The sequence below is a fragment of the Wohlfahrtiimonas sp. XWW7 genome, from assembly GCF_056716055.1.
The window spans coordinates 302346-327748 of sequence record NZ_CP168032.1 but is presented as its reverse complement, the minus strand read 5'-3'; the positions used below and the strand labels follow the sequence as shown (position 1 = coordinate 327748).

Below are 25403 nucleotides of genomic sequence, written 5' to 3'. Positions count from 1 at the left end.
TTAACCTCCAAAGAGTTTCTGGAAGAAGCCTTTTTTCTCTGCTTCAATGAAACGATGAGGTTTATCTTCACCTAAGAAACGAGCAATAATATCCTCGTATGCTTGGCCTGCATCTGCTTCTTCGTCCAAAATTACAGGAACACCAGCATTTGAGCTTTGTAGAACTGCTTCTGATTCTGGTACAACGCCTAATAATGGAATGCCCAAAATTTCTAAAACGTCAGTCACAGATAACATGTCACCTGAAGCAGCTCGCTCTGGGCTGTAACGGTTTAAAATCAAATGTTGTTTGATCTCTTCGCCTTTTTCAGCTTTTGCTGTTTTACTCGCAAGGATACCTAAAATTCTGTCTGAATCTCGTACAGAAGATACTTCTGGATTGGTTGTGACAATTGCATCATCTGCAAAGTACATGGCCAATTGAGCACCTTTTTCAATACCTGCAGGTGAATCACAGATAATGTATTCGAAATCCATAGCTTTTAAATCATTGATCACTTTTTCTACACCTTCCACAGAAAGCGCATCTTTATCACGAGTTTGTGATGCAGGTAAAATGAATAGATTTTCTAGACGTTTATCTTTGATCAAAGATTGTTGGAGTGTTGCTTCATTGTTGACGACATTCACAAAATCATAAACCACACGACGCTCACAACCCATAATGAGATCTAGGTTACGCAAACCTACATCAAAGTCGATCACAGCTGTTTTATTGCCACGTTTTGCTAAACCTGCGGCAATGCTAGCACTTGTTGTGGTTTTACCAACACCACCTTTGCCTGAAGTTACAACTATTACTCGTGCCACATTTTACTCCTAGTTCTTATGTTTAAAATTCTTTGGTAAATTGCTCGATCTTTAAATCATCATTTTCAAGATAGATTTGTACTGCTTTGCCGCGCCACTCATCTGCAATGGATTCTAATACTTTATATTTTCCTGCAATTGAGACAAGCTCAGCTTCTAATGATTGACAAAAAATTCTGGCGGAAGTATCACCTTTTACACCAGCTAATGCTCGACCACGTAATGCACCATAGATATGAATATTACCATCTGCTAAAACTTCTGCACCAGTATTTACAGTGTTGATGATGATTAAATCACCACCTGGATCATACACTTGTTGGCCAGAGCGAATGTGACTTTTGACAAGTTTTACAGGTATTGTTTCTATGTTTGGTGTTTCTGCGGGTTTAACAGTTTCTTTTTTAGGTTCAACTTCAACTTTTTCTGCTTTTGGCTTATCGTAGCGAGGTTGAATGTTGGGGAAAATTCCCCAATCGCTTTGTTGGGCTTTATTCAACAAATGCTTAGGAATATTGTGCAAAGCAACTGGAATGATGCCTTGATTGATCAACAGGTTTTTTAACCAATTAAAATCTAAATGAAGTGCATCTTCTGGTAGTTGGCTCAAATCAACGATCACAGGGAGTTGTTGGAAAAAATCTGGAGACTCAGCAATTTTAATGTTGAGAGTTTCTTCGAACTCTTTGAGATCATTGGATTGTAAATGAAGGACGGTCAATGTGAATAGACCGCCCTTTAATTGAAAACAAGGTTTAGACATGAAGAATAAATCCTAATTATTTTTATTAGTGATCGTGGCCGCCTGCGTGAACGTGACCGTGATCTAATTCTTGAGCTGTTGCATCACGAACTTCTTTAATTTCTACATCAAAGTTCAATGTTTTGCCTGCTAAGAAATGGTTAGCATCTAAAGTAATTTCATCACCTTCAACGCTTAAAATTACGAAATGACGTTGATGACCGTTTTCTTCAGCTGCAATCATGCCGCCAACTTGGATATCATCTGAATCTTTGAAGTGTTGGCTTTTGCTGATTGTGAATACGTTTTCTTCGCTACGAACGCCGTAACCATCTTCTGGAGCTACGCTGAAAGCAACTTGTTGACCTGCTGCTGCGCCTTCTAAAGCTTTTTCAAAGCCAGGAATCATCATGCCAACGCCTTGAATATAAGTTAATGGTTGCTCTTGACCTTTATTGCTGTCAATAACGTTGCCTGCATCATCTGTCAATGTGTAAAAAACAGATACAACTTTGTTAGGTGCAATGCTCATTATTAAATCCTTTCAGTTTTTGGTTCATAAGTCTTACACTATACAGGAAACTCAGGTTAACCACTAGATGCAATCCTTGCTTTTTCTCATAAATAAACTCCCTTTTAGGCATAAAAACACCTATAATGTGCCTAGTTTTTAGTTAGGGGAACAAAATGAGTCAAAAAACTTTAAAGCAGTTAGCGGCAGAAAAAGCTTTAACGTATATCAAAAAAGGTGAATTGTTGGGCGTTGGCACAGGATCAACAGTAGATTGTTTGATCGCATTATTGCCAGATGTTCGTCATTTGATCGATGTTGTTGTGTCGAGCTCTGAGCGCTCAACAGAACAATTGATCCAATTGGGTTTTGAAGTGGTTCCTTTGACAGATGTTGAAAAGTTAACATTGTACATTGATGGTGCAGATGAAATTAATGCTCAGTTACAAATGATTAAAGGTGGCGGTGCGGCTTTAACGCGTGAAAAGATCGTTGCGGCACATGCTGATCAGTTTATCTGTATTGCAGATCAATCCAAATATGTTGAAACATTAGGACAATTCCCATTGCCTGTAGAAGTGATCCCAATGGCGCTTGGTCATGTTCAGCGCGAATTGAATAAATTAGGTGATGCGCGTGTGCGCCCTAATGTGATCACAGATAATGGTAATCCTATCATTGATGTATTTGGCTTAAATATTACAGATCCATTAGCACTAGAAACACATATCAATCAGATCGTAGGTGTTGTGACAAACGGTATTTTTGCACATCGTCCAGCAGATTTATTGGTGCTAGCAACTGATAATGGCATCGAAACAATAAAGGCACAATAAACGTGTTTTCTAAGCATCTTCTACAGAATTTATTCTTCATTGTTGTGATTGGTGTATTGGTTTATATTTCTATGAATCTTTACCGTGAAAATAACGAAGAAGAAGCGCAAAAACCTATCTATCCTTTGTTTGTGATTAAAGGATATGATTTGGTGCGTTTTGATGCCAATGGTCGAAAAATCTATGAGATTATTGGGCCAGAAATGGAACATTTTGATGATGATCGAGGTTCAACATTGAAAGATCCATTTTTAACGCATTTTCTCGTAGATGGACAGCGTGATTGGACGGCAAGAAGCAATGTTGCATTGGTGAATGAGGATCAATCCTTGATTACAATGAATGATGATGTTGTGCTAACCAAGTTTGATAAAGAAGATACAAAAACGACGATTTTAAATACATCACAATTATTTGTGCATGACAAAGGCGAGAAAGTGACCAATGATGTGTGGACAAAAATCCGCACTTATCCAAATAATACATTGGAAGGTATTGGCTTGGATGGTTATCCAAAAATTGGTCAGTTTAATTTATTAAAGGATGTGAAGAGTTATTATGAAACCATCAAAGATGAAAACAGCCATTAGTTCGCTATTTGTTATGGCGTTATTTTCTGTTGCGAATGCATTGCCAGAAGATAGTAGTTTACCGATTCAAATTACAGCAGATACTGGCGGATATGATCAGGCAATCAATGAAGGGTTTTATGATAGCAATGTGATCATGGTTCAAGGCACTTTGGAGATCAAAGCTGATCATGCTAAGTTTTCTATGGTGGATAATGAACTAGAAAAAGTGATCGCGACAGGCAATTTGATTAAAATAAAGTATTTACCTGAGAAAGATAAGCCTTGGATTTTTGGTGAAGGAGAAGTTTTAGAGTATTTCCCTAAGAAAAATCTTTTAGTTTTAAAAAAACGCGCTAAGTTGGTACAAGATACGGATATTGTTGAAGCTAATGTCATTGAATACGATACTTTGAATAAGAAAGTGAAGGCGTTGAGCGGTAATAATAAATCAGATCGTGTATTTTTTGAAATTAAACCAAAAGGGAAATAACGATGCAATTGAAAGCAAAAGAGCTGGTTAAGCGCTTTAAAAAACGTACAGTTGTCAGCGGTGCATCGTTTCATATTAATGCTGGTGAAATTGTCGGTTTGCTTGGGCCAAATGGTGCAGGTAAAACAACGAGTTTCTATATGACAGTCGGTTTGATTGTGGCGGATGAAGGTCATATATTTTTAGATGATCAAGACATTACTAAATTACCGATGCATGAACGTGCTCATCGTGGCATTGGCTATTTGCCGCAGGAAGCATCGATTTTCCGTAAAATGACATCGCGGGATAATATTTTGGCGATTTGTCAAACACGCAAAGATCTCACTAAAAAACAACAGGAAGATCTTGCTGATCAGTTGCTTGAAGATTTTAAAATCACTCATATTGCCAATTCTTTAGGAATGTCATTGTCTGGCGGTGAACGTCGCCGCGTTGAAATTGCACGAAGCTTGGCGTTGAATCCTAAATTTTTGCTATTGGATGAACCTTTTGCAGGTGTTGATCCATTATCAGTCGCGGATATTCAAACGATTATTTTAGATTTGTCTAACCGCGGGATTGGTGTGTTGATTACGGATCATAATATTCGTGAAACATTAAGTATTTGTCAGCGCTCTTACATTTTAAGTGGCGGACAAGTGATTGCAGAAGGCACAACAGAAGAGCTCTTGAATAATCCTATCGTGCGTAAAGCATATTTAGGAGATAATTTTTCACTATAATAATGACAGAATTTCTATTTTACGATTACGAAACATTTGGGATTAGCCCAAAAAATGACAGGATTGCTCAATTTGCGGCGATTCGTACAGATGCTGATTTTAATGTGATTGATGAGCCAATCAATATCCATTGTCAGCAATACGATGATTATATTCCATCGCCTGAAGCCATTGTTATCACAGGCATTACGCCCAATTATTGTAATGAGCATGGCTTACCTGAACATGAGTTTGCAAAGCGCATTTATGATGAGTTTATGAAGCCGAATACTTGTGTTTTGGGCTTTAATTCAGTGCGTTTTGATGATGAAATGACGCGCTATCTCTTTTATCGTAATTTTTTTGATCCTTATGCTTATACTTGGAAAAATGGTAATTCCCGTTGGGATGCTTTGGATTTAGTGCGTGGCGTTTATGCACTCCGTCCTGAAGGGATTCAATGGCCAGAGATTGATGGTAAAACCAGTTTAAAATTAGAAGAGTTGTCGAAAGCTAATGGTTTGGAGCATGAACATGCTCATGATGCATTAAGTGATGTTTATGCAACGATTGCTGTATTAAAGCTTATTAAAGAAAAACAGCCTAAATTTTTTGAGTATTTCTATCAAAATCGACGTGCGAAAGATTTGCAACCCATCATTGAAAAACATATGTATAAACCTTTGGTGCATGTTTCAGGGATGTTTGGTGAAGTGAATGGCTATTTATCATTGGTGATGCCAATTGCAATGCATCCTTGGAATAAGAATGCTGTGATTGTGATCGATCTTCGTGGCGATATGGATGAGCTATTAAATTACAGTGCAGAAGAGATTAAAGCTGCAATGTATACAGCAACAGAAGATCTAGAAGAAGGGCGCAATCGTGTACCTTTAAAATTGATTCATCTGAATAAATGCCCAATCGTTGCGCCTTTTGGTGTGTTGCGTGATGTGGAAAATTTACATGGTTTGGATATTGAAGCTGCACAAGATAAGGTTTCTATCATTATGGGGAAACTATCTGAAATTGAGCGTAAATCAACGGAAGTATTTAAGCCAACGACAGCGCCATCTTATTCAGATCAGCCGATTTTACAACGCGTAGAATCAATGTTGTACGATGGTTTCTTTGGTCCTGAGGATAAAAAAGTGATGGAGCAAATTCCATTCTTATCTGCCGAGGATTTAAAGTCTGCGCATTATCAATTCAATGATGCTCGTATTGCACCATTGTTGTTTTTATATCGTGCTAAGAACTTTCCTGAAAGTTTATCGAGCGATGAATATCAAGAGTGGGCGCAATATTGTGATATTCGCCGAGAATCAAGTTTGGCAGAGCAACAACGTATTTATCAAGAGAATGTAGATAAATACCGTGATGATCCTGAAAAAAGCCAATTGTTGGAAGCGTGTTATTCGCTCTATTTTGAATGATGGATCCTTTGATTGTTGCCACAATTAACACTGCTAACTTAGGTGAGTGGTCAAATATTGAGCGTATTCAGCGTTTAGCATATTCTATTGTTACGGATTTGCAGTCGCCAATGGTGATTGCGGTACAGGAATTGGGTGGATTAGCTCAAGCAGGTGAATTGACAGTTCGAGCGATGGTTGCTGATCAAATCATTGATATTTTGCGAGATGAATTTCAGCAGAATTACCAATATGCTGAAATTGCGCCAGAGCCTGAAAGTAGTGGTGGTGCTGAAAATATTAACATTCGTTGTGGTTTTTTCTATCGATCAGAAATTGAGTTGAAGCAATTGAAGCAAATTGGTGCAGATTCAGAGTTGTTTTGCGGCAATGATAGTGGTGAATTTGTATCGTCTAGGATGCCGTTGTTGGCTCAATTTCAACATGGTGAAGCACTATTTTATGTGATCAACTGCCATTTGAAGTCGATGAGCACAAAAGATCAAACGAAAAAACAAGCGAAGAAGCAGCGTAATAAGCAAGCACAATTGATAGCAGATTATATTCAAGAGAATGGATTAATGGATAATCCTTTGTTTATCATGGGTGATATGAATGATACATTTGCCAGTAAAACAGTGCAGGCAATGGCTTCTCAAGGTTTTGAGAGCGCACATCATGCATTGAAATATCAAATTTACACATATAAATATCACAAAAAGCCCATTCTTTTGGATTATATTCTGTACAATAATTACGTTGAAAATATAGAGAGCTCGATAGCCCATATCAATACAGATCAAAGTAGCGATCGAGCTTATAGTGACCACGATCCTTTGATGATGATTTGTCGTATATGTTAAGAATAACGCTAACGCTATTAATATTGATGAATTCGATGAGCTTTGCTGACAATTTTAGTGATGCAATCGATGCTTATGATCGTCAAAATTATGCTGAGGCTTATCGTTTATTCACTGAGCTCGAAGAGCTTGGCCATGTGGATGCCATGAATAATTTGGCAACAATGTATCAAACGGGCACTGGTGTTCCAAGAAATTATGTCAAGTCAGCAGATTTATATTTACAAGCTGCAAAAGCTGGGCATATAGATGCTGCATTCAATTATTCAACATTGGCGCGATTAGGAATAGGCACACATAAAGATATGGCGGAATCATATGCTTGGGCAGTGATTGCGGCACGACATGGTGCAAGCGATTTAGTGGCTTATCGTGATGTTTTAGCAACCAAGATTTCTCCAAAGGAGTTAACGAAAGGTTCGGAGCGTGCGCAAATGGTTTTGGAAGATTTTGCTCAACATGAATATTCAGTAGGCTGGTTGCTACCGAATAATGTTCGCATTGCATCTCGAGAAACACCGTTACCTAAAATCATTGACAGAATTGAGCGGATTTCAGCAGATGGCGAGATCACTATTATTAAAGATGAAGATCTGCAAAAAATTACCGAGGAAAATGCTAATCAATATGTCGCGCCTAGTTATCGTGCGTTATTTACGACCTATCCTTTAATGATGAGTTCATACAGATCAGCGGTATATCGTCCTTTGTTAAGTTCTGCTAGATATAGTAGTGATGATATTTTAAGGCCGCGTCGAATGCTGGGAGAGCGTGCCGTACCCATTGTAGAATCCATGGAGGTTGATGCATCCTTGTTGCCATTATTTCAGAGTTTGGCTGATAGTTATAGTGTGCATATTAATGATGTCGTGCGTGCGATTCAGTCCATGAATCCTGATGTTTTTGAGGCAGATCTGCCATTGCGCTTGAAGGATTCAAATACTCGTTTAAAAATCCCTAATTACTCGCAAGTTAAAGATCTTTAATGTTGTCGCATCTATTTCAGGCTTTATATCCGAAACAGTGTTTTGTTTGCAAAGTGCCTATTTTAGATCAAGGTGTGTTGTGCTGTGGTTGTTCGAGTGATTCAATTAGAGTGTTTAATTATTGTCATCAATGTGGTGGAGAGGTTTCGGTTGGGTCATTATGTCCATCGTGTGATTTGAATGATCATCTCAATGTGATGCGTCATTATATCATTGGTTATCATTATCAGAATGCAATGCGAGAAGCGATCATTCAATTGAAATTTAATCATAAAATGCATATGGTTCGTGTGATTAAAACATTGATGCATCCTGTATTGGATGAATGTTCAGATGCATTATCGAGCGTTGATTATATTGTGCCAATGCCTGTAGATCGTGTGAGATTGGCAGGAAGAGGATTTAATCATATGTTGGAGATTGCACAGAACTTGCAATCTATAATTGATAAGCCCATTCGGCATGATATTTTGCATAAACGAGCATTTTCAATTCCTCAGAGTAACTTATCTAAGTATGAGCGAGCAACTAATCTTCATGGTGCTTTTGAGTGCAGTCAAATTACAGGTCATGTTTTATTGATAGATGATGTCTTAACAACAGGAAAGACATTGCAGTTCGCTATGGATGCATTGATAAATGCTGGTGTAACAGAGATTACAGTTCTGGTTTTAGCTAAAGCATAAAAAATCACCAAGACTATTAGCTTTATCTAAAAAATGTTATACTTCTTCCATGGGTGGATTACTGAAGGACTCGTGTTTAATATGCCTAAGTCCCCTTGATCCTAAGTATATCGTAAGATATATTACTAGGTACCAGTGAGCATGCCGACTTGTTTCGGAAGCCTAAGGTGCTTAAACTTATATCCATTTGAACCATTCGGTTCAAGGGTAAGGTATACCTAACGGTACTTCGGGGTCCACTCTAACTTCTATGACAATGCAATCTTCCATTCGTCGACAAATGCTGTCAAAACGCAGATCATTAGATCAATCGTATATTGATCATTATCAGCCGTTATTTGATGTCAAAATTCAAAACTTTGCTCAATCATATGTTTCTATGGCTATCTATTCTGCTATTGGGAATGAAATTTCTATCAATAGTCTTGCTCACAATGTTAATCTGAAAAAGCTGGCATTACCTAAAATTACGGCTGATGATCAGTTGATTTTTGTAGATTATGAAGATCCAGAATTGTGGCAGCGAGGGCGCTATGATATTTTGGAGCCAACGACAGAGCCTATTCAATTCGTTCCCGAGTTATTTTTTATACCATTAACAGCAATAGATTATGTTGGTACAAGAGTTGGTATGGGGAAGGGTTATTATGATAAATATTTGCAGAATCTAATAGGGCAATCTATATTCGTGGGTGTTGGTTGGGATTTTCAGTTGGTGGATGAAGTGTTAATGCGACAATCACACGATGTCCCCATGGATTATTTTATTTCGCCATCATGTATTTTAGATTTTTCTAAGTTTGATGATTAAAATTTAGATAATAAAAAAACACCTAATTAAATTAGGTGTTTTAGATATTCTTCTATTAAGTAAAAAATTACTTAGTAGCGATACCTTTGATAGTTACATCTACGCGACGGTTTTGCGCACGGCCTTCAGCTGTAGCGTTTGTAGCGATTGGGTTTTCTTTACCAAAACCTTCAGTAGTGATGATTGCTGGGTTAACACCGTTAGCAACTAAGTAAGCTTCAACTGCTTTAGCACGACGCTCAGACAAACCTAAGTTGTATTGTTGAGAACCGATACCATCAGTGTAACCAGCTAAGTTAATTGATTTAACTTTACCGCCAGCGTTTTTGATGTCAGCTGCTAATTCGTTTAATTTTTCTTTACCAGCTGCTTTCAATACTGATCTATCGAAATCAAAGAATGCATCAGCACTTAAAGACATGCTGCGAGTACCACAACCAGCAGTACCATCTAATGTTAATACGCATTCGCCTTGACGATCTCTTACGAATTCGCCTTGTCTGTCAACTAAACCTTCAAGTTGAGCCATTGCTGATGTTGAAGCAACAAGCCCAGCAATTACTAAAGTAGTTAATTGCTTTTTCATATGTAACCTCCAAATAAGGACCTAAACTAAATAAAAAATGAACACCTAATAATTTAAGTGTAAATATATTCAGCGCAAGAATAACACAACTGATGGCAGAATGATACCGCATTTCTAGTAAAAAACATACATTTTTGTGTCAAAAATGAAAATTTATTATCCTGAATCATACAAAATTTGATATGCGCAGCATTTTGGAAAAATTCAAATTCTAGTAAATATCTTATATTTCATATGATTATATGCTTTATGTGTTTTCTTCTCCTAAACGATAAAGACTGGCATAAATGTTGTTTTTTTCCAACAACTCTTGGTGAGTCCCCATTTCAACAATTGCTCCTGCATCGAAAACAATAATACGATCAGCTTGCTCAATTGTGCTTAAACGATGCGCAATTATGATCATGGTTGTATCTTCACTTAAGACTTTTATACTCTCTTGAATATTGAATTCACTTTTTGTATCCAAGCTGCTTGTGGCTTCGTCTAAGATTAAAATAGGGGATTTTTTATAGAGTGCGCGTGCAATCGCTATTCGTTGTCTTTGGCCGCCAGAAAGCTTGCTGCCATTTTCACCCACTTGAGTATTTAAGCCATCAGGCATTTTTTCAATGAATTGCCATGCATTAGCATTTTTGGCGGCATTGACGATTCTATCCCAATCGGGATTTGGATCGCCTAACGCAATGTTATTTGCAATTGTGTCTGCAAATAAAACAACATGTTGACTGACATAACTAATGTGATGACGATAATCTTTGAGCGATAAATCTGCCAAATTATATTCATCCACCATAATTTTGCCATCTGTTGGTGAATAAAAACCAGCTAAAAGATTTGCAAATGTACTTTTTCCGCTGCCTGAAGCACCAACTAATGCAATCGTTTCTTTAGATTTAATGTTAATCGAAAGCTGATTGAAGATATTAGGGGATTCATCATCATATTTAAAGCTAACATGATCGAATTGAATATTACCCTGAATGTTTAGAGGTAGTTTATCTGGGTTGTGATGCGTTGCGGTATCTCTTTCAATAGGCGCGTCAATGAGTTTAAATACGCTTTCTGCACCAGCTAAGCCGCGTTGTAAGGATTCATTTAAACGAGTTAAGCGTTTAATGGGGTTCAATAGACCGACCATTGCTGCCAATGTTGCTAAAAATGCACCTGGCGTTAAGCCATCATCGCTGACTTGTTGTGATGCATAGCTGATGACACCTGCCACACAGAATACGATCATTAATTGAACCAACGGGCTAGCTACTTCAGAAGCCACCATTATTTTTACATTCACGCGCTGTAATTGATTATTCGTTTTGTGGAAGCGTTCTTTAACGAAATCATAAGCATTGAATAACTTAATCTCTTTATTACCACGGATTGTTTCTTCAGTAATATGATTTAAATGCCCCATATCTTCTTGTGCTTTGTGCGATAGACGACGGAGACGCTTAGAAACTATGCGAAGAATAATGGCAATAAAAGGTGCAATTAGGAACATGACTAAGCTGATCTTCCAGCTGTTATAGAACATGACAAAGAGTAAGCCAAGGACAGTTGCGCTATCTTTAATGAGTGTAACAAGTGCAAATGAGCTAATGGTTAATAGCTGATTAACATCGAAGGTTAATTTAGAGAGTAATGATCCTGAACTGTTTTTGTCATATTCAGCGATCGGTAAGGTAATGAGGCGATCAAACATTTGCTGTCGTAGAGTTTGAATGACTTTTTGTGCAACAAACTGCATTCCCACGTTGCCGAGAAATGCAAATAGACTTTTAATGAGAAACACACCAATCAAGATTACGGGCATCATTTGAATAAAGCTTGGGTCTTTATCAAAAAAGCCTTTATCTAAAATAGGCTTTAATAAAGCAAATAAAGCGGCTTCAAATACACCAGACATCGCGATTGCAATCAATGCGAATATCAGTATTCCTCGTCGTTGATTTGTGTAAGTGAGTAGTCGTTTATATAGCTGTAAGCTAGTGGTTTTCATGATCTTTTCGACATCAAAAAAGAAATAATTATGCCATAGATAGCAAAAGCGCACAGAAAGAATCTCTCTATGCGCTTTGTAATGGTTGAGTTATTGGGATTAGTAGATGATTTCTACGCGACGATTTTGTGCGCGAGAACCTTCATCAGACCCAGCAACAGCAGGGCGCTCTTTACCATAACTCACAACGCGAATTTGGTTAGGGCTAACACCTTCTGAAACCATTAGATTAGAGACAGACTTAGCGCGTCTTTCACCTAAACCGATGTTATATTCACGAGAACCACGATCATCTGTATGACCTTCTAGAATTACACCGCGCGATGGATTATTGCGAAGTTCAGCAGCATGTGCGCTAACAACAGCATGAGATTCTTGACGTAAGCGATCCGAGTCAAAATCAAAATATAAAATTCTATCTTGAGTGCCGCGTTTGCCATACATTGAATCGTAATAAGTACTTGCTTGCTCGCCGTTATAGCCAGAGCCATTACCGTAAGCATCAGAACCGCCAGCGCCTGATCCAGACGTGGAAGAACAAGCTGCAACAAGTGCAGAAAGACAAACGATGCTAAGAAGTTTGAGGCTACGTTTTTTCATAATTTCTCCCAGTTTTAAAATTAATCAGTCTGTTGATTTGTTAATTTGACCAAGCTGGCTCTCTAACATCAGAGGCATTGCTTGAGAATCTTTGTGTGACATTGCCATCATTAGAAACAGCGTTTAATCCACCATTACCATTTGAGTAAATGATCATATGGCCATTGCTTGAGAAACTTGGCGCTTCATCTCTACCGCCATTTGTTAAGCGTTTTGTTGCGCCTGTTCTTAAGTCGATAATTGCGATGCCAAAGCCATTGCCACTGCCACGATTCATTGTGGCTAAGTAACGACCATCGTTGGAAATTGAAGGGCTTGCGTTGTAGCTGCCTGATGTTGAAACACGAACAGGTGTACCACCATTGGCATTAACGCGGTAAACTTGCGGGCTGCCAGTTCTATCAGATGTGAAATAGATCATGTTATCTTTGCCCCAAACAGGTTCTGTATCAATGCTTGGATGATTAGTGATGCGCGTTAAGCTTTTACCATAGATGTCGGATGTATAAATTTCAGGATTACCATCTTTAGATAATGTGAAAACTAAGCGATTACCATCTGGTGACCATGATGGTGCACCATTGATGCCTGGTAAATCTAATGCAACATGGCGTTTACCTGAATAAACATCCTGAACAACGATCTTGCTTTTTTTACCTTCTAGAGAGGAATAAGCAATTTTTTGACCATTAGGTGACCAAGCTGGTGATAAGATTGGTTCGGATGAGTTAAATACAGTGCTCGGATAGAATCCATCAGCATCAGAGATGATCAGCTGATATTGACGGCCATTTTTTGCAACATACGCAACTTTAGTGTCAAATGAGCCCGTCACACCTAAGATCTTTTCATAAATGGAATCTGCAATTTGGTGGGCTGTTTTGCGCCACTGACGCTCATTGCCACCATTGACAGTGTACACACGTTGCAACATGGATGTTTTAGAGAAAGTGTTCATCAAATCTACAGAGATTTGATTGCCTCTTACCGTCAAAAATACGCCGTATTGTATGCCGCGTTGCATCCATGCATCGCTATTAATGCTCGCAGGACCAGCATTAGGTTCTGGTGAACTTTTTGCTGGTAGTGAAATAAATCGACCAGAGCGAGCTAAATCAGCGCCTACAACTTGTTCAACATAATTGCCTTGTGGATCGGCAGAAAATAGTGCAATTGGAATTGCATTATTAGCGGCTTTTGTCACTTGTATTTTTAATTGTGCATGGCTGAAAGTTACTAAAGAAACGATAGAAATTAGTATCCAATACATCAATTTTGCAACATGTTTTTTCATTGTACACCTCTTGAGATGAATTAAGCTTCTTTAAGTGCCCAGATACTATCTAGGTTGCGCCAGTATTCATTACAATCCATACCGCAACCAAAGACATAGCGATCAGGAACATCTAGACCAATATAATCTACCCTAAAATCTTTAGGTTTGCGATCATGGACTTTATTAAATAGTGTTGCTGTATAAACTTTTGTTGCGCCCATACCTACTAAAGCTTTTGTGATTGCTTCTAGTGTTGTACCTTCATCGAAAATATCATCTACCAAAAGAACTGGTCTGCCTTCTACAGGAATGCTTGGCTGTGCTACCCAGTGTAATTCACCGCCAGTTGTTTCACCACGATAACGAGTTGCGTGAAGATACCCAATTCTGAAAGGGAAGTTTAAACGAGAGAGTAAAAGGCCGCCAGGAATTAAAGCGCCATTCATCACCACTAAAACGACAGGGTCTAAATCTGACAAGGCATTTTTAATGACAACAGCCATTTCATTTAATGCATTCTCGACCGCTGTTGCAGGAATGATTTCTTCAGAATTGGCCAAGATTTGTTGAGCCTTATTGTCGGGATTTGACATGATATTACCTTTTGGACGATTAAAACTTAATGAGATGTGTGTTTCTTATTAGAAGTGTATTGAGCAAGAATTCTATTCACCATATCGCTATTACCTTCGTGTTCTAGCTCTTTTAAAAGAGAGATTAACGGATGTAAGACGCGATTACCCATTTGGCTGACCACTTGATCAACAATTTCATCAATTTCATATTGATCTTGATGATGGATCAATTGGCGAGCTTTGCGCAGGGTTGTCTCTTTTTGCTCATCAACATAATGGAAGACGGACTGTAAATGTACAGAGAGATCAGCAAGCTGTAGCCAATCTTCCCATTCTGAAACACTTTGCTGAACATAAACTTCTGCTTCTTTAGCAGCAGCTTCTCTGGATTGATAATTTTTTTCAACGATATTATTTAAATCATCGACGCTGTAGAGATAAATATCATCTAATTCATTGACATTGGCATCGATGTCTCGTGGCACTGCAATGTCTACCATTAAAATAGGTTTATTGCGACGTGCTTTTAATGCGTTGGCTGCCATCTCTTTATTGATTAATGAGAAAGGTGCGCCTGTTGAAGAGATAACAATGTCTGCTTTTTCTAAAAGCTCAGGGATTTCCGTAAGCTCGTGAACAGAGGCAGGCAATGCCAATCTTCCGCTCATCTCATGTGCGCGGCTTTGTGTTCTATTGGCAATGGCAATGGATTTGACATTAGCTTCGATTAAATGCTCTGCCACTAATTCGATTGTTTCACCTGCACCAACCAATAGTGCATTTTGCTCAGAGATGTCGAATACTTGCTTGGCTAATTGTACGGCAGTATATGCCACTGAAATGGTATAAGCACCGATGTTTGTCTCTGTGCGAATGCGTTTAGCAGTCTGAAATGCGAGTTGGAAAAGTCTATGTAGAGTTTTGCACAATGCATTGGCTTGATGAGATAAATCAAAAGCTGTGCGCAGTTGCCCCATGATTTGAGGTTCGCCCAAAATCAGCGAATCAAGTCCTGCTGTTACACGTAATAAATGCGCGATGGCTTCATTGTTTTGGTAACAATAGTGATACTGTTGGATATCATCCAAAGAGATTCGAGCATGATCCGCCCACAGTGCGAAAAACTCTTCTAAAGGGATGTTCAATCCTTCTAGATAAAATTCTGTTCTGTTGCATGTTGAAAGAATGACAGCACCGTTCGTCCACTCATTGTTTTTGAGTGTTTGTAAGAATGCTGGGACTTTTTCAGGCAATACGGAAGCTTGCTCACGAATTTCAACGGAAGCTGCTTTGTGGTTAATGCCGATAGCTATTACTGTCATTGGTGGTTAAATAATAGAAAGAAGGGATTCATAAAAGTGGGATATATTAGCAAATTTTACGCACTTCTACATCTAAAAGCACAATATCATTTAAGGGATTCATAAAGTGATTTGAGTTTTGTTTGACTCTGCTCAATGGTATCGCTGATTGGTTGAATCTGTTTTTCCGCTTTTGGCAGTGATAACTCTTGTAAAACTGCTGAGTGTAATGCTGATAAATCATTGGGAGGAATTAAACCATTGGGATAAAACATCTGAAGATTTTCACCAACGCCGCCATAATTAAATCCGATCACAGGCGTTCCGCATGCGAGAGATTCTACAACTGTTCTGCCGTATGATTCTGGTTTTGAAGTGATGGACAGTGTTAAGTCTGCTAATTGATAAATTGATGTCATATCATCACAAGTGCCAAACCATAGGATTTGTGATTCTAGTCCAATCTCTGCAATACGAGCCTTCATAGAGTGATAAAACTCTTCATTGCGCTTGTCATATCCGCCCACGATTACAGATTTAATATTGGCATGATTTTCATCTTTGAGCTGTTTCATTAAATCAATAAGTAATGAAATACCTTTAATACGCGTAATTCTTCCTGGGAGTAATAAGATGTTATCTCGTTCAAAATCAATGCCTAATTCAATCATTTGTTGGCGAATGGCATCATTAACGGGGTGATTAAGATTAAATTTGTGCGAATCTACGCCTTGTGAAAGGACTAACACTTTATCCACAGACTCTTGTGGATAAGCTTGTGATAGATAATCTTTCAAAGATTCTGATACAGCAATGACTTGATCCGCATGTAACATTTGTTGGCTGTATCGATTAATTGAGTTAAAGCCATGCACAGTTGTGACGACTTTGGGTTTGTACGATAATTTTTTGAGTGCAAAAGTAACAAGCCAAGCTTGTAAGCGGGAATGAACATGGATGATGTCAGGATGAATCTGCTCAATGAGTTTTCTGAGCTTGCGTATTTGCATTAATGAACGGAGATTTTTCTTTTTAATGGGTAGTTCAAAATGTTGAGATCCATTGGCTAGCAATGATTCAACTAATCTTCCACCAGAAGATATGACATAAGAGTCAGCATATTGAGCAATATGCTGTGCATTGTCTAAAACGTGATATTCAACGCCACCTTGATCAAGTGCGGGGAGAATTTGTAAGATTTTCATCGCAAATTATTCAAACTTATATGTATAGCCATAGCGTTCTTTATTGTTGGGATCAAACATAGGTTTTGCAGTTCGCCAAATTCTGTATTGATGTGCAGAAACCATAATGACCGTACTGCTGCCATAGCGCGTCATTTCTGCCATATCTGTGATTTGTCCAATCGCAGATATTCTTACGTTTTGTAGTTGTTCAGCTGGAATATATTCTGGGATATTAATGATGGCTCTTTTGTTCATATTGCCTTGAGCAGATGGTGCATCTTGATCATTCAATGGTGCATTAGCAATTTCAATTTGCGTTGAGTTTGCGGTGTGATTGTAGGACAAGATTGGTCCGCCAATGACAATCGTTTTTCCGATAGCCGCGGAAGATGATTGAGCTGCTGTTTCATAATCCAAAGCAGTTCTAGCTTGATCACCGAATGTAGATGCGCAAGCGGTTAATAATAATGTTAAAGGCAATATTTTTAATAGTTTTAGCATGATGAATGGCCTATGGTGATTAATTTTGAGCAAATAGAGTGGATTCGATGATTTGACATAGCATATGTTCAATCAACAGATGTGATTCTTGGATTCTTGGTGTGTGTGTAGATGGGATTTTCAGCATAATGTCGCATAAATCATCCATTTTGCATGCTTTTGATCCTGTTAAACCAATACAATATAAGCCCTGTTCTTTAGCAGCGTTGACGGCATTCACAATGCTTTCAGAATTACCTGATGTAGATATTGCAATGAGTGCATCATGGGCATTGCCTAAAGCTTCCACTTGGCGTGCAAAAGTATAGTGATAGCCATAATCATTGCCCACAGCAGTTAAGATTGAACTATCTGTTGTTAAGGCAATTGCAGGTAAACCTTTGCGTTCTAACTCGAATCTTCCAACTAATTCTGCGGCCATGTGCTGTGCATCAGCGGCAGAACCACCGTTGCCAGCAATTAAAATTTTGCCATTATTTCGATAAAGCTCAATCAATTTTTCTGCAACCGTCATGATATTGCTGAGTAAAATTTCATCTTTCAAAATTGCTTGTTTAGTATCGATTGATGCTTGAATTTGCTGGATAATATTATCTTTCATAGCCGTACTCTTTTAGAATTTTACTCATTTTGTCGACAACTTCTTGATCCATTTCGATAGGAATGCCCCATTCTCTATCAGTTTCGCCAGGCCATTTGTTCGTGGCATCCATACCCATTTTGGAACCTAATCCTGAAACAGGGGATGCAAAGTCTAAATAATCAATCGGTGTGTTATCGATCATTACTGTATCGCGTGATGGATCCATTCGTGTGGTAATTGCCCAAATCACATCGTTCCAATCGCGGCAATTGACATCTTCATCCACAATGATCACAAATTTTGTGTACATGAATTGACGAAGGAAAGACCAAACCCCCAGCATTAAGCGTTTTGCATGACCAGGATATTGTTTCTTCATGGAAACAACAGCCATGCGATAAGAACAACCTTCTGGAGGTAAATAGAAATCAACGATTTCTGGGAATTGTTTTTTAATAATTGGCACAAAAACTTCATTCAAAGCAACGCCGAGCATTGCAGGTTCATCAGGCGGGCGGCCTGTATAAGTCGAATGATAAATAGGGTTTTGACGGTGCGTAATACGCTCAACTGTCATCACAGGGAATGTATCCACTTCATTATAGTAACCTGTGTGATCACCATAAGGACCTTCAGGTGCCATATCATCAGGGTAAATATGGCCTTCCAATACAATTTCAGCATAAGCTGGCACAGTTAATTCATCAGAGATCAATGATTTTGCAACGTGAGTTTTTTTACCGCGCAGTAATCCTGCAAATGCATATTCAGATAAAGTATCTGGAATCGGCGTTACGGCTGCAATGATCGTGGCAGGATCAGCGCCCAATGCAACAGCAATTGGAAACGGCTTGCCTGGATTTTTTAATTGAAACTCACGAAAATCTAATGCGCCACCACGATGAGCGAGCCATCGCATGATGATGCGATTTTTACCAATCACTTGTTGGCGATAAATGCCGATATTTTGACGCTTCTTATGCGGACCTTTTGTGATGGTTAATCCCCAGGTGATTAAAGGTGCTGCATCTAAAGGCCAACATTTTTGAATGGGTAATTGACTTAAATCAACGTCATCCTTCTCAATCACAACCTCACGGCAAGCGGGCGATGATGTCATTTTTGATTTCATTGCCAATACTTTTTTGAAGATTGGAAATTGTTTGATCATGCTGCGCAAGCTTTCAGGTGGATTGGGCTCTTTTAAGAATGCTAATAATTCACCAATTTCGCGCAGTTTTGCAGGATCAGTTTCACCAATGGCTAATGCAACGCGTTCAGGTGTGCCAAAAAGATTGGTGAGCACAGGAATAGAGTGGTCTTTTGGATTTTCAAATAACAGGGCAGGGCCTTGTTGTCTTAAAACGTGATCTGAAAATTCAGTCATTTCAAGATTGGTGTCAATCTCGTGGGAAATTCGCTGTAATTTACCATTTTTTTCTAAATAATCGATGAATTCTCGTAAATCTTGAAATTGCATGCCGATCAGTCCAATCCAAAAAAATCTGATTATAACATTAATAAAAATGGTTCTGTTATAATTCCCTGCTTAACTAAAAGTAATGATATTAAATGCTAAAGAGGATGCTATGTGGGATGCTAATCAAATCGATCATGAATTAAAACAAGCTGAAGAGGCATTAAAAAATTTAGGAACAGCAGTGACCATCTTTGGTTCAGCAAGAATCCCAGAGGATGATCATTATTATCACGCAACCGTTGAAGTCGCACAGAAAATCGCAGAAGCAGGTTTTGCGATCATCTCTGGCGGCGGACCAGGCATTATGGCGGCGGCTAATCAAGGTGCTGTTCAAGGTAAGGCTGAATCTGTGGGTTTGAATATTGTGTTACCACGTGAACAGCATCCTAATCCTTATCAGACTAAATCTTTAAAATTCTCACAGTTCATTCCTAGAAAACTCACATTTTTTAACTATTCATCTGCATTCATCTGTATGCCAGGTGGTTTTGGGACGTTGGATGAATTATTTGAAGTCTTAACATTGATCCAAACAGGTAAATTAAAGCGATCACCTGTGATGTTGTATGACAATGATTTTTGGGCGCAATTATTCGCATGGTTTAAAACGTCATTGATGGATAAAAAATTGATCAGTGCAGATACTTTTGATTGGGTTTACATCGTGAATTCCACAGAAGAAGTGATGGAAATCTTGAAGAAGCACAGTGTGTAATCAATAAAATCAGTGAAATACAAATAAAGGGACATCGTGATAGAATGTCCCTTTATTTTTTAAGGTGATAGAGCAATGCAGGCAAGTGATCGTTATTTGTTTTGGGTCGATTTAGAGATGACAGGATTGGATGAAACGCGTGATCACATCATTGAGATTGCCTCCATCGTGACGGATAGCGATTTAAATATTGTGGCTGAAGGTCCTGTGCTAGCCGTTCATCAGCCTCAAGAAATTTTAGATTTAATGGATGATTGGAATCAAAATACGCATGGGCAATCTGGCTTAATTGATCGAGTGAAAGCAAGCACGGTTGATTTAGCAACAGCTGAACAAATGACTTATGAGTTTTTATCACAGTGGATTATAGAGAAAAGTTCGCCATTGTGTGGCAATAGTATCGGTACAGATCGTCGCTTTTTGAAAAAATATATGCCATTAGTGGATAATTATTTACATTATCGAAATGTGGATGTGAGCTCGTTTAAAGAGATGATTAAGCGTTGGTATCCTGAAGGTGAAACATACGCAAAACAAAATACACACCAAGCATTGGATGATATCCGTGAATCCATTGGCGAATTGAAATTTTATCGTGAGCGCTATATTAAATGATGAAAGATAAACATGATCACAATGTAAAAATCACTGTAAAAACACCGATGCAATTTTTTGCATCTGGTTTTGGTTCAGGTTGTGCTCCAGTTGCGCCAGGAACATTTGGTACAGTTGCATCGATTCCTGTTTGGATGCTCTTGAGCTTTTTATCACCGATTCCTTATGCAATTGCTGTGATTGCAATCTTTTTCTTTGGTTGGTATGTCAGCGAGAAAGCAAGCCAAGAATTGGGTGTGCATGATCATGGTGGCATTGTGATTGATGAGTTTGTTGGCTTTTTTATCACAATGTTTTTAGTGCCATTAACATGGGTGAATATCTTATTAGGATTCATCTTGTTTAGAATTTTCGATGTGATTAAACCGTGGCCAATTAAAGTTGTGGATCAAAAAGTCAAAGGTGGTTTTGGCATTATGATTGATGATGTGTTTGCAGGAATTATGGCGTTGATCTGTATGCACGTTATTTTATGGGGATATGGTTATCTCTTCTAAAGAGAGATTGATCCAATATATACGCTGGTGGTTTAAACGCTCTCGGCAATCGTCAGGCTGGAAGAATAGTTTAATCATCATTGGTTTATGTGTTGGGCTCTTTTGGATCGCTTTGTTATATGAAGCCCCAAAAAGCCGTTATGATAAAACGCCTTATGCGCATTATCCTATTAAATTGAAATGTGATGTTGATCGAATTCTTGATGGTGATACGATCATTGCATTGTGCCCAATATCATTAGAAAGTACTGAAAAATCATTACGCTCGGTACGTTTGTGGGGCATGGATGCACCTGAATCTGGACAGAAATATTGGGGCGATTTTGCAACCCAAACCCTGATCGACTTGATCGATCATCACACGAGTATTACGATTGAAATTGTGGCGCAAGATCGCTATCAGCGTATGATTGGTAAGTTGTATGTGGATGATTTAGATTTGGGTTTAGAGATGGTGAGTCGTGGTGCTGCAGTTGTTTATCATCGTTATAATAAAGATCAAGACTATATAAATGCAGAGAAAAAAGCTAAAATAGCGCGTTTAGGTATTTGGAAAACTTCTGGCGCACAACAAAATCCAGAGCGCTGGCGACGATTTAATCCATAATAATATTGGAAAAAGTATGTTATTCAGTAGAAAAGAAGAAGATTTGGCTCGGAATGAGGCCATCATATTAGAGCAATATACCCATTGGTGGATTTTCGTTATCCCAAGTTTATTACTGTTATTCGGTTTTTATCTTTGGTTGAAAGCAGTTTCCAATGGTTCGTTTTCTCTGTATTCGTTGATTGTCTTTGATGAGCCAACCGCAACAACAGGTACGTTAAAATATCAAATACAATTTTATTTGCAGCAAGGATCTCAATTATTGCGTGAACATTTACCTGATTCTATCTATGCATTTTTGAGCCAAACGCGACTACATCCTATGAAATGGTTGAGTCAGTTAGTGATTGTGTATGCTCTATATCGTACTATTCGTGCAATATTGACATTCTTAACCACAAAAATTACAGTCACAAATTTTAGAGTTTTAGTGGAAACGGGGTTGTTTAAGCCACAAGTTGTAGAGTTTCCAAAGATGCACATCGATGCCTTTCATATTAAAAAGGGATTGTTCAGTCGTTTTTTTCAAGTTGGCACTTTAATTATTCAAGCAACGGGCGGATTAACAGTCAAATTGCCAGCAATTAAATCACCTCATATATTAACAACTGAAGTTGTTGAGACAAATAGCCTATGATGTTGACTCAGAATAAAAATCAGATTCTTCTGCAAGGTGATTGGACAATTGCCAATACGACTGCAATCGAAAAAGAGATTGCCACAGTTAAAATTGCAGAGTTGGATTTGAATCAAACAATAGAAATCAGTGGCGATAGCATTACGACAATGGATACAAGTGGTGCTTATTGGATGAGTAAATTCATGAATCAAATTGAAGCTGCTAAAGGTACTGTTCAGCTCACTCATTTTCATGATGAAATTTCAACTTTGGTTGACTTTATTGCCGCGCGTACAGATAAAGTTCAATATGAAGAGCCTGAAGCAGAGCAGAAAGATTCATTTTTTACCGCTGTGGGCAAAATGGCTTATGACGTTAAGGGACAATTTTATAATTTCTTTGACTTTGTCGGGCGCGTTTCGGTTGTGATGGGAAAAAATTTAGCTAACCCCATGAAAATTCGCTGGAAAGCTTTGTGGGCAAATGTGCAAACGGGCGGTGTTCAGGCTTTATTCATCATTGGATTGTTGAATTTTTTAATTGGGATTGTCATTGCTTATCAAGGCGGTGCACTACTGAAACAATATGGCGCAAATATTTTTGTCGTGGAGTTGATCTCTATTTCTATGCTGCGTGAATTAGCGCCGTTAATGACAGCGATTATTGTGGCTGGTCGTACAGGTTCAGCGATTGCTGCACAGATTGGCACAATGGTTGTGAATGAAGAAGTGGATGCGTTAAAAACAATTGGAATTAATCCTTTGGATCAATTGGTTGTGCCCAAAGCTTTAGCTTTGGTTATTGCATTGCCATTATTGACAGTTTTTGCTGATATTTGCAGTATTTTTGGCGGGATGGTTTTAGCCAATAGTTATTTGGATGTATCGTTTACCGTCTTTTTAGACAGAATTCCAGAAGTCATGACAGTGAATACATTAATTGTGGGTTTATCTAAAACGCCAATTTTTGCATTGATCATCGCTTTGACAGGTTGTTATCAAGGTTTCAGAGTGAAAGGCGGTGCAGATAGCGTTGGTAAACAAACCACAGTATCAGTTGTACAGGCAATTTTCTTGGTCATCATTTGTGATGCTATTTTCTCAATTATTACAAGGAACGTTCCGATCTAATGACAGATATTATTTCAGATAAATCCAACATCGCAATTGAGATCGAGCATTTATATAATCGCTTCGGCACTCATTCTGTGCATGAAGATTTAAATATGACGGTGAAAAAAGGTGAATTGGTTGCTTTGGTGGGCGGTTCAGGTTCAGGTAAAACGACCTTGTTACGCGCAATCATCATGTTGCTAAAACCACATGCAGGGCAAATCTATATGATGGGCGAGCCAGTTTGGGGAATCAACGGGCAGCAACAAATGGATTTAAGAAAGCGCTTTGGGATGTTGTTTCAAAGCGGGGCGCTTTTCAGCTCATTGACAGTCTTAGAAAATGTAATGGTGCCAATGAAGGAACATTTATCATTATCGACTGCAGAAATGAAAGAGTTGGCAGAGCTTAAGATTATTTTGTCAGGTTTGCCACCACATGCCGCGAATTTATTACCTAAAGAGTTATCGGGCGGTATGATTAAACGTGCAGCTTTAGCGAGAGCATTAGCGCTAGATCCACAGCTACTGTTTTTGGATGAGCCAACAGCAGGTTTAGATCCTGTGGGTGCAGGTGAATTTGATGACTTAATGAATCAATTAAAAGAGTCATTGTCGCTAACCATTATGATGGTCACGCATGATCTAGATTCATTATGGGCGATTACGGATAAGGTTGCATTTTTGGGTGAGAAGAAAATTCTTGCCTATAAGCCAATTGCAGAATTGGTGAAAGATCCGCATCCTTTAATTCAACACTATTTTCAAGGTCCAAGAGGACGAGCGACAGAGGAAACTTATGGAAAATAAATTTAGTTTTGCTGCTGTCGGTGTTTTTGTGGTGGGATTTGCCATCGCATTATTAACACTGGTGGTTTGGCTAACTGTAGGTACAGAAAAAGTGACCTACTTGCCATATAAAGTTGTCACAGCAGAATCCGTTTCAGGCTTATCTGTTAATTCATCTGTCAACTATAAAGGTGTGGATGTTGGTATTGTGCGTAAAATTCAATTGAATGAGAAAGATCCGCGCTTTGTGATCATTTCTCTCGATATTATTAAAGGCACGCCAATCAAAAAAGATACAGAAGCAGTGTTAACTAGCCGAGGCATTACAGGATTAGTGGGCGTAAGTTTGACAGGTGGCACAGCATCATCGCCTGATGTTGTACCAACTAGTGATGATCCTGTGCCAAGTATTAAAAATGGTGCCTCGTTAGCTAAACGATTGGATACAGCATTTAATGATGTGACGAAATCAGTTTCAGAGTTATCAGCAAAATTGGATTTAGTGATCACTAAGGAAAATGCAGAACATATTAATAATATTTTGGGCAATATGGATCGTTTGACGAGTAACTTAGCGGATAGTTCGGAAGATCTTTCTGCAATGGTGGATAGAGTTGAGCCTAAATTAGGTCGTGCATTAGAGGCATTTGATTCTTTCAGCGTGATTACAGACAATGTGAAGAAAACATCGGAAGATTTGCAAAGTACGTTGAATAAAGCTGATGCGACTTTGGCTTCGTGGGATAAAACAGCCGTTGTTTTCCAAAATTTAGGTAAATCTGTGGGCACACAAGTACCTAATTTAAATTCCACATTTACTGAGTTGAATACAATTTTATATCAAGCTTCTCAGTTAATTAATCAGCTGAACAATGAACCTAATGCATTAATTATGGGTAAATCGAAGCCGAAAGCAGGTCCAGGAGAATAAGGAGA

General features: G+C 38.5%; 30 protein-coding genes and 1 other RNA gene. 18 read left to right on the top strand and 13 right to left on the bottom strand.

The annotated features are described in order from the left end of the window. Genes minD through ACA100_RS01660 form a run of 3 tightly spaced genes read right to left on the bottom strand, consistent with a single transcriptional unit; the run spans window position 1 to window position 2084 of the window. Window positions 1-810 (bottom strand): septum site-determining protein MinD, encoded by an 810-nt coding sequence (gene minD / locus ACA100_RS01670; RefSeq protein WP_481078288.1) that lies wholly within the window; start codon window positions 808-810, stop codon window positions 1-3. 22 nt (window positions 811-832) lie between these two features. After that, window positions 833-1573 (bottom strand): septum site-determining protein MinC, encoded by a 741-nt coding sequence (minC, locus tag ACA100_RS01665; protein WP_481078287.1) that lies wholly within the window; start codon window positions 1571-1573, stop codon window positions 833-835. Between the two features lie 25 nt (window positions 1574-1598). Further along, entirely contained in the window at window positions 1599-2084 is a 486-nt protein-coding gene (locus ACA100_RS01660) for an FKBP-type peptidyl-prolyl cis-trans isomerase (RefSeq protein ID WP_481078286.1), read from the bottom strand. 155 nt (window positions 2085-2239) lie between these two features. Between ACA100_RS01660 and rpiA the strand changes: the two genes are divergently transcribed. From rpiA to ACA100_RS01610, 10 genes are all read left to right on the top strand, one after another. Next, entirely contained in the window at window positions 2240-2899 is a 660-nt protein-coding gene (gene rpiA, locus ACA100_RS01655; protein WP_481078285.1) for a ribose-5-phosphate isomerase RpiA, read from the top strand. 2 nt (window positions 2900-2901) lie between these two features. Next, entirely contained in the window at window positions 2902-3489 is a 588-nt protein-coding gene (gene lptC / locus ACA100_RS01650) for an LPS export ABC transporter periplasmic protein LptC (RefSeq protein ID WP_481078284.1), read from the top strand. Next, a complete protein-coding gene (gene lptA, locus ACA100_RS01645; RefSeq protein ID WP_481078283.1) occupies window positions 3458-3961 on the top strand; it encodes a lipopolysaccharide transport periplasmic protein LptA in 504 nt (167 codons plus the stop codon). Before lptC ends, lptA begins: the two co-directional genes overlap by 32 nt. A gap of 2 nt (window positions 3962-3963) precedes the next feature. Next, window positions 3964-4686, top strand: a complete 723-nt coding sequence (gene lptB, locus ACA100_RS01640) for an LPS export ABC transporter ATP-binding protein (protein WP_481078282.1) — start codon at window positions 3964-3966, stop codon at window positions 4684-4686. A 2-nt stretch (window positions 4687-4688) separates the two neighbouring features. Then, complete coding sequence (sbcB, locus tag ACA100_RS01635; RefSeq protein ID WP_481078281.1) at window positions 4689-6101, top strand: exodeoxyribonuclease I; 1413 nt, start codon at window positions 4689-4691, stop codon at window positions 6099-6101. After that, window positions 6098-6943: an endonuclease/exonuclease/phosphatase family protein gene (locus tag ACA100_RS01630; RefSeq protein WP_481078280.1), complete on the top strand. Its 846-nt coding sequence runs from the start codon at window positions 6098-6100 to the stop codon at window positions 6941-6943. Before sbcB ends, ACA100_RS01630 begins: the two co-directional genes overlap by 4 nt. Before the next feature lie 35 nt (window positions 6944-6978). Continuing rightward, entirely contained in the window at window positions 6979-7929 is a 951-nt protein-coding gene (locus tag ACA100_RS01625) for a tetratricopeptide repeat protein (RefSeq protein WP_481078279.1), read from the top strand. Next, window positions 7929-8615 carry a phosphoribosyltransferase family protein gene (locus ACA100_RS01620; protein WP_481078278.1) on the top strand — a complete coding sequence of 229 codons (687 nt, stop codon included), beginning with the start codon at window positions 7929-7931 and terminating at the stop codon, window positions 8613-8615. The genes ACA100_RS01625 and ACA100_RS01620 overlap by 1 nt, the downstream gene beginning before the upstream one ends. Window positions 8616-8670: 55 nt before the next feature. Then, a non-coding RNA gene (ssrS, locus tag ACA100_RS01615) (6S RNA) lies at window positions 8671-8855 on the top strand. Between the two features lie 10 nt (window positions 8856-8865). After that, complete coding sequence (locus ACA100_RS01610; protein ID WP_481078277.1) at window positions 8866-9426, top strand: 5-formyltetrahydrofolate cyclo-ligase; 561 nt, start codon at window positions 8866-8868, stop codon at window positions 9424-9426. A 67-nt stretch (window positions 9427-9493) separates the two neighbouring features. Here ACA100_RS01610 and ACA100_RS01605 read toward each other — a convergent pair whose 3' ends face one another. From ACA100_RS01605 to ubiD, 10 genes are all read right to left on the bottom strand, one after another. Then, window positions 9494-10012, bottom strand: a complete 519-nt coding sequence (locus ACA100_RS01605; RefSeq protein WP_481078276.1) for an OmpA family protein — start codon at window positions 10010-10012, stop codon at window positions 9494-9496. A gap of 247 nt (window positions 10013-10259) precedes the next feature. After that, window positions 10260-12011 (bottom strand): lipid A export permease/ATP-binding protein MsbA, encoded by a 1752-nt coding sequence (msbA, locus tag ACA100_RS01600; protein ID WP_481078275.1) that lies wholly within the window; start codon window positions 12009-12011, stop codon window positions 10260-10262. Between the two features lie 99 nt (window positions 12012-12110). Continuing rightward, window positions 12111-12611 (bottom strand): peptidoglycan-associated lipoprotein Pal, encoded by a 501-nt coding sequence (gene pal, locus ACA100_RS01595; protein WP_481078274.1) that lies wholly within the window; start codon window positions 12609-12611, stop codon window positions 12111-12113. Window positions 12612-12651: 40 nt separating this feature from the next. Continuing rightward, entirely contained in the window at window positions 12652-13905 is a 1254-nt protein-coding gene (tolB, locus tag ACA100_RS01590; RefSeq protein ID WP_481078273.1) for a Tol-Pal system beta propeller repeat protein TolB, read from the bottom strand. Between the two features lie 20 nt (window positions 13906-13925). Then, window positions 13926-14480: a hypoxanthine-guanine phosphoribosyltransferase gene (locus ACA100_RS01585; protein ID WP_481078272.1), complete on the bottom strand. Its 555-nt coding sequence runs from the start codon at window positions 14478-14480 to the stop codon at window positions 13926-13928. Window positions 14481-14506: 26 nt separating this feature from the next. Next, on the bottom strand, window positions 14507-15784 hold the full coding sequence (hemA, locus tag ACA100_RS01580) for a glutamyl-tRNA reductase (protein ID WP_481078271.1): 1278 nt from the start codon (window positions 15782-15784) through the stop codon (window positions 14507-14509). Between the two features lie 86 nt (window positions 15785-15870). Beyond that, window positions 15871-16968 (bottom strand): glycosyltransferase, encoded by a 1098-nt coding sequence (locus tag ACA100_RS01575; protein WP_481078270.1) that lies wholly within the window; start codon window positions 16966-16968, stop codon window positions 15871-15873. 6 nt (window positions 16969-16974) lie between these two features. Beyond that, window positions 16975-17451 (bottom strand): Slp family lipoprotein, encoded by a 477-nt coding sequence (locus tag ACA100_RS01570; protein WP_481078269.1) that lies wholly within the window; start codon window positions 17449-17451, stop codon window positions 16975-16977. Window positions 17452-17470: 19 nt separating this feature from the next. Continuing rightward, the gene (locus ACA100_RS01565; RefSeq protein WP_481078268.1) at window positions 17471-18052 is read right to left on the bottom strand and encodes a D-sedoheptulose-7-phosphate isomerase; all 582 of its coding nucleotides are present in this window, start codon (window positions 18050-18052) and stop codon (window positions 17471-17473) included. After that, entirely contained in the window at window positions 18042-19514 is a 1473-nt protein-coding gene (gene ubiD / locus ACA100_RS01560) for a 4-hydroxy-3-polyprenylbenzoate decarboxylase (RefSeq protein ID WP_481078267.1), read from the bottom strand. The genes ACA100_RS01565 and ubiD overlap by 11 nt, the downstream gene beginning before the upstream one ends. Before the next feature lie 109 nt (window positions 19515-19623). On the opposite strand from ubiD, the gene ACA100_RS01555 reads away from it, so the two are divergent. The 8 genes from ACA100_RS01555 to ACA100_RS01520 all read left to right on the top strand — a co-directional run bounded on the left by ACA100_RS01555 (window position 19624) and on the right by ACA100_RS01520 (window position 25398). Beyond that, window positions 19624-20229, top strand: coding sequence for an LOG family protein (locus ACA100_RS01555; RefSeq protein WP_481078266.1), 606 nt, complete (start codon window positions 19624-19626; stop codon window positions 20227-20229). A gap of 75 nt (window positions 20230-20304) precedes the next feature. Next, window positions 20305-20844, top strand: coding sequence for an oligoribonuclease (gene orn, locus ACA100_RS01550; RefSeq protein ID WP_481078265.1), 540 nt, complete (start codon window positions 20305-20307; stop codon window positions 20842-20844). Further along, on the top strand, window positions 20844-21341 hold the full coding sequence (locus tag ACA100_RS01545; protein ID WP_481079089.1) for a phosphatidylglycerophosphatase A family protein: 498 nt from the start codon (window positions 20844-20846) through the stop codon (window positions 21339-21341). Before orn ends, ACA100_RS01545 begins: the two co-directional genes overlap by 1 nt. Further along, a complete protein-coding gene (locus ACA100_RS01540) occupies window positions 21325-21948 on the top strand; it encodes a thermonuclease family protein (protein ID WP_481078264.1) in 624 nt (207 codons plus the stop codon). Before ACA100_RS01545 ends, ACA100_RS01540 begins: the two co-directional genes overlap by 17 nt. 16 nt (window positions 21949-21964) lie before the next feature. Then, window positions 21965-22585: a PH domain-containing protein gene (locus ACA100_RS01535; protein WP_481078263.1), complete on the top strand. Its 621-nt coding sequence runs from the start codon at window positions 21965-21967 to the stop codon at window positions 22583-22585. After that, window positions 22582-23697, top strand: coding sequence for an ABC transporter permease (locus ACA100_RS01530; protein WP_481078262.1), 1116 nt, complete (start codon window positions 22582-22584; stop codon window positions 23695-23697). The genes ACA100_RS01535 and ACA100_RS01530 overlap by 4 nt, the downstream gene beginning before the upstream one ends. After that, window positions 23697-24488, top strand: a complete 792-nt coding sequence (locus ACA100_RS01525) for an ABC transporter ATP-binding protein (protein WP_481078261.1) — start codon at window positions 23697-23699, stop codon at window positions 24486-24488. The genes ACA100_RS01530 and ACA100_RS01525 overlap by 1 nt, the downstream gene beginning before the upstream one ends. Continuing rightward, on the top strand, window positions 24478-25398 hold the full coding sequence (locus tag ACA100_RS01520) for an MlaD family protein (RefSeq protein WP_481078260.1): 921 nt from the start codon (window positions 24478-24480) through the stop codon (window positions 25396-25398). The genes ACA100_RS01525 and ACA100_RS01520 overlap by 11 nt, the downstream gene beginning before the upstream one ends. The last annotated feature ends 5 nt before the right edge of the window (window positions 25399-25403 follow it).

Excerpts from the sequence above, each read along its gene's own strand:
- minC (WP_481078287.1), bottom strand. The coding sequence starts at position 1,573 with ATGTCTAAACCTTGTTTTCAATTAAAGGGCGGTCTATTCACATTGACC.
- ACA100_RS01660 (WP_481078286.1), bottom strand. The coding sequence starts at position 2,084 with ATGAGCATTGCACCTAACAAAGTTGTATCTGTTTTTTACACATTGACA.
- rpiA (WP_481078285.1), top strand. The coding sequence starts at position 2,240 with ATGAGTCAAAAAACTTTAAAGCAGTTAGCGGCAGAAAAAGCTTTAACG.
- lptA (WP_481078283.1), top strand. The coding sequence starts at position 3,458 with ATGAAACCATCAAAGATGAAAACAGCCATTAGTTCGCTATTTGTTATG.
- lptB (WP_481078282.1), top strand. The coding sequence starts at position 3,964 with ATGCAATTGAAAGCAAAAGAGCTGGTTAAGCGCTTTAAAAAACGTACA.
- sbcB (WP_481078281.1), top strand. The coding sequence starts at position 4,689 with ATGACAGAATTTCTATTTTACGATTACGAAACATTTGGGATTAGCCCA.
- ACA100_RS01630 (WP_481078280.1), top strand. The coding sequence starts at position 6,098 with ATGATGGATCCTTTGATTGTTGCCACAATTAACACTGCTAACTTAGGT.
- ACA100_RS01625 (WP_481078279.1), top strand. The coding sequence starts at position 6,979 with ATGAGCTTTGCTGACAATTTTAGTGATGCAATCGATGCTTATGATCGT.
- ACA100_RS01620 (WP_481078278.1), top strand. The coding sequence starts at position 7,929 with ATGTTGTCGCATCTATTTCAGGCTTTATATCCGAAACAGTGTTTTGTT.
- ACA100_RS01610 (WP_481078277.1), top strand. The coding sequence starts at position 8,866 with ATGACAATGCAATCTTCCATTCGTCGACAAATGCTGTCAAAACGCAGA.
- ACA100_RS01605 (WP_481078276.1), bottom strand. The coding sequence starts at position 10,012 with ATGAAAAAGCAATTAACTACTTTAGTAATTGCTGGGCTTGTTGCTTCA.
- msbA (WP_481078275.1), bottom strand. The coding sequence starts at position 12,011 with ATGAAAACCACTAGCTTACAGCTATATAAACGACTACTCACTTACACA.
- pal (WP_481078274.1), bottom strand. The coding sequence starts at position 12,611 with ATGAAAAAACGTAGCCTCAAACTTCTTAGCATCGTTTGTCTTTCTGCA.
- tolB (WP_481078273.1), bottom strand. The coding sequence starts at position 13,905 with ATGAAAAAACATGTTGCAAAATTGATGTATTGGATACTAATTTCTATC.
- ACA100_RS01585 (WP_481078272.1), bottom strand. The coding sequence starts at position 14,480 with ATGTCAAATCCCGACAATAAGGCTCAACAAATCTTGGCCAATTCTGAA.
- hemA (WP_481078271.1), bottom strand. The coding sequence starts at position 15,784 with ATGACAGTAATAGCTATCGGCATTAACCACAAAGCAGCTTCCGTTGAA.
- ACA100_RS01575 (WP_481078270.1), bottom strand. The coding sequence starts at position 16,968 with ATGAAAATCTTACAAATTCTCCCCGCACTTGATCAAGGTGGCGTTGAA.
- ACA100_RS01570 (WP_481078269.1), bottom strand. The coding sequence starts at position 17,451 with ATGCTAAAACTATTAAAAATATTGCCTTTAACATTATTATTAACCGCT.
- ACA100_RS01565 (WP_481078268.1), bottom strand. The coding sequence starts at position 18,052 with ATGAAAGATAATATTATCCAGCAAATTCAAGCATCAATCGATACTAAA.
- ubiD (WP_481078267.1), bottom strand. The coding sequence starts at position 19,514 with ATGCAATTTCAAGATTTACGAGAATTCATCGATTATTTAGAAAAAAAT.
- ACA100_RS01555 (WP_481078266.1), top strand. The coding sequence starts at position 19,624 with ATGTGGGATGCTAATCAAATCGATCATGAATTAAAACAAGCTGAAGAG.
- orn (WP_481078265.1), top strand. The coding sequence starts at position 20,305 with ATGCAGGCAAGTGATCGTTATTTGTTTTGGGTCGATTTAGAGATGACA.
- ACA100_RS01545 (WP_481079089.1), top strand. The coding sequence starts at position 20,844 with ATGAAAGATAAACATGATCACAATGTAAAAATCACTGTAAAAACACCG.
- ACA100_RS01540 (WP_481078264.1), top strand. The coding sequence starts at position 21,325 with ATGGTTATCTCTTCTAAAGAGAGATTGATCCAATATATACGCTGGTGG.
- ACA100_RS01535 (WP_481078263.1), top strand. The coding sequence starts at position 21,965 with ATGTTATTCAGTAGAAAAGAAGAAGATTTGGCTCGGAATGAGGCCATC.
- ACA100_RS01530 (WP_481078262.1), top strand. The coding sequence starts at position 22,582 with ATGATGTTGACTCAGAATAAAAATCAGATTCTTCTGCAAGGTGATTGG.
- ACA100_RS01525 (WP_481078261.1), top strand. The coding sequence starts at position 23,697 with ATGACAGATATTATTTCAGATAAATCCAACATCGCAATTGAGATCGAG.
- ACA100_RS01520 (WP_481078260.1), top strand. The coding sequence starts at position 24,478 with ATGGAAAATAAATTTAGTTTTGCTGCTGTCGGTGTTTTTGTGGTGGGA.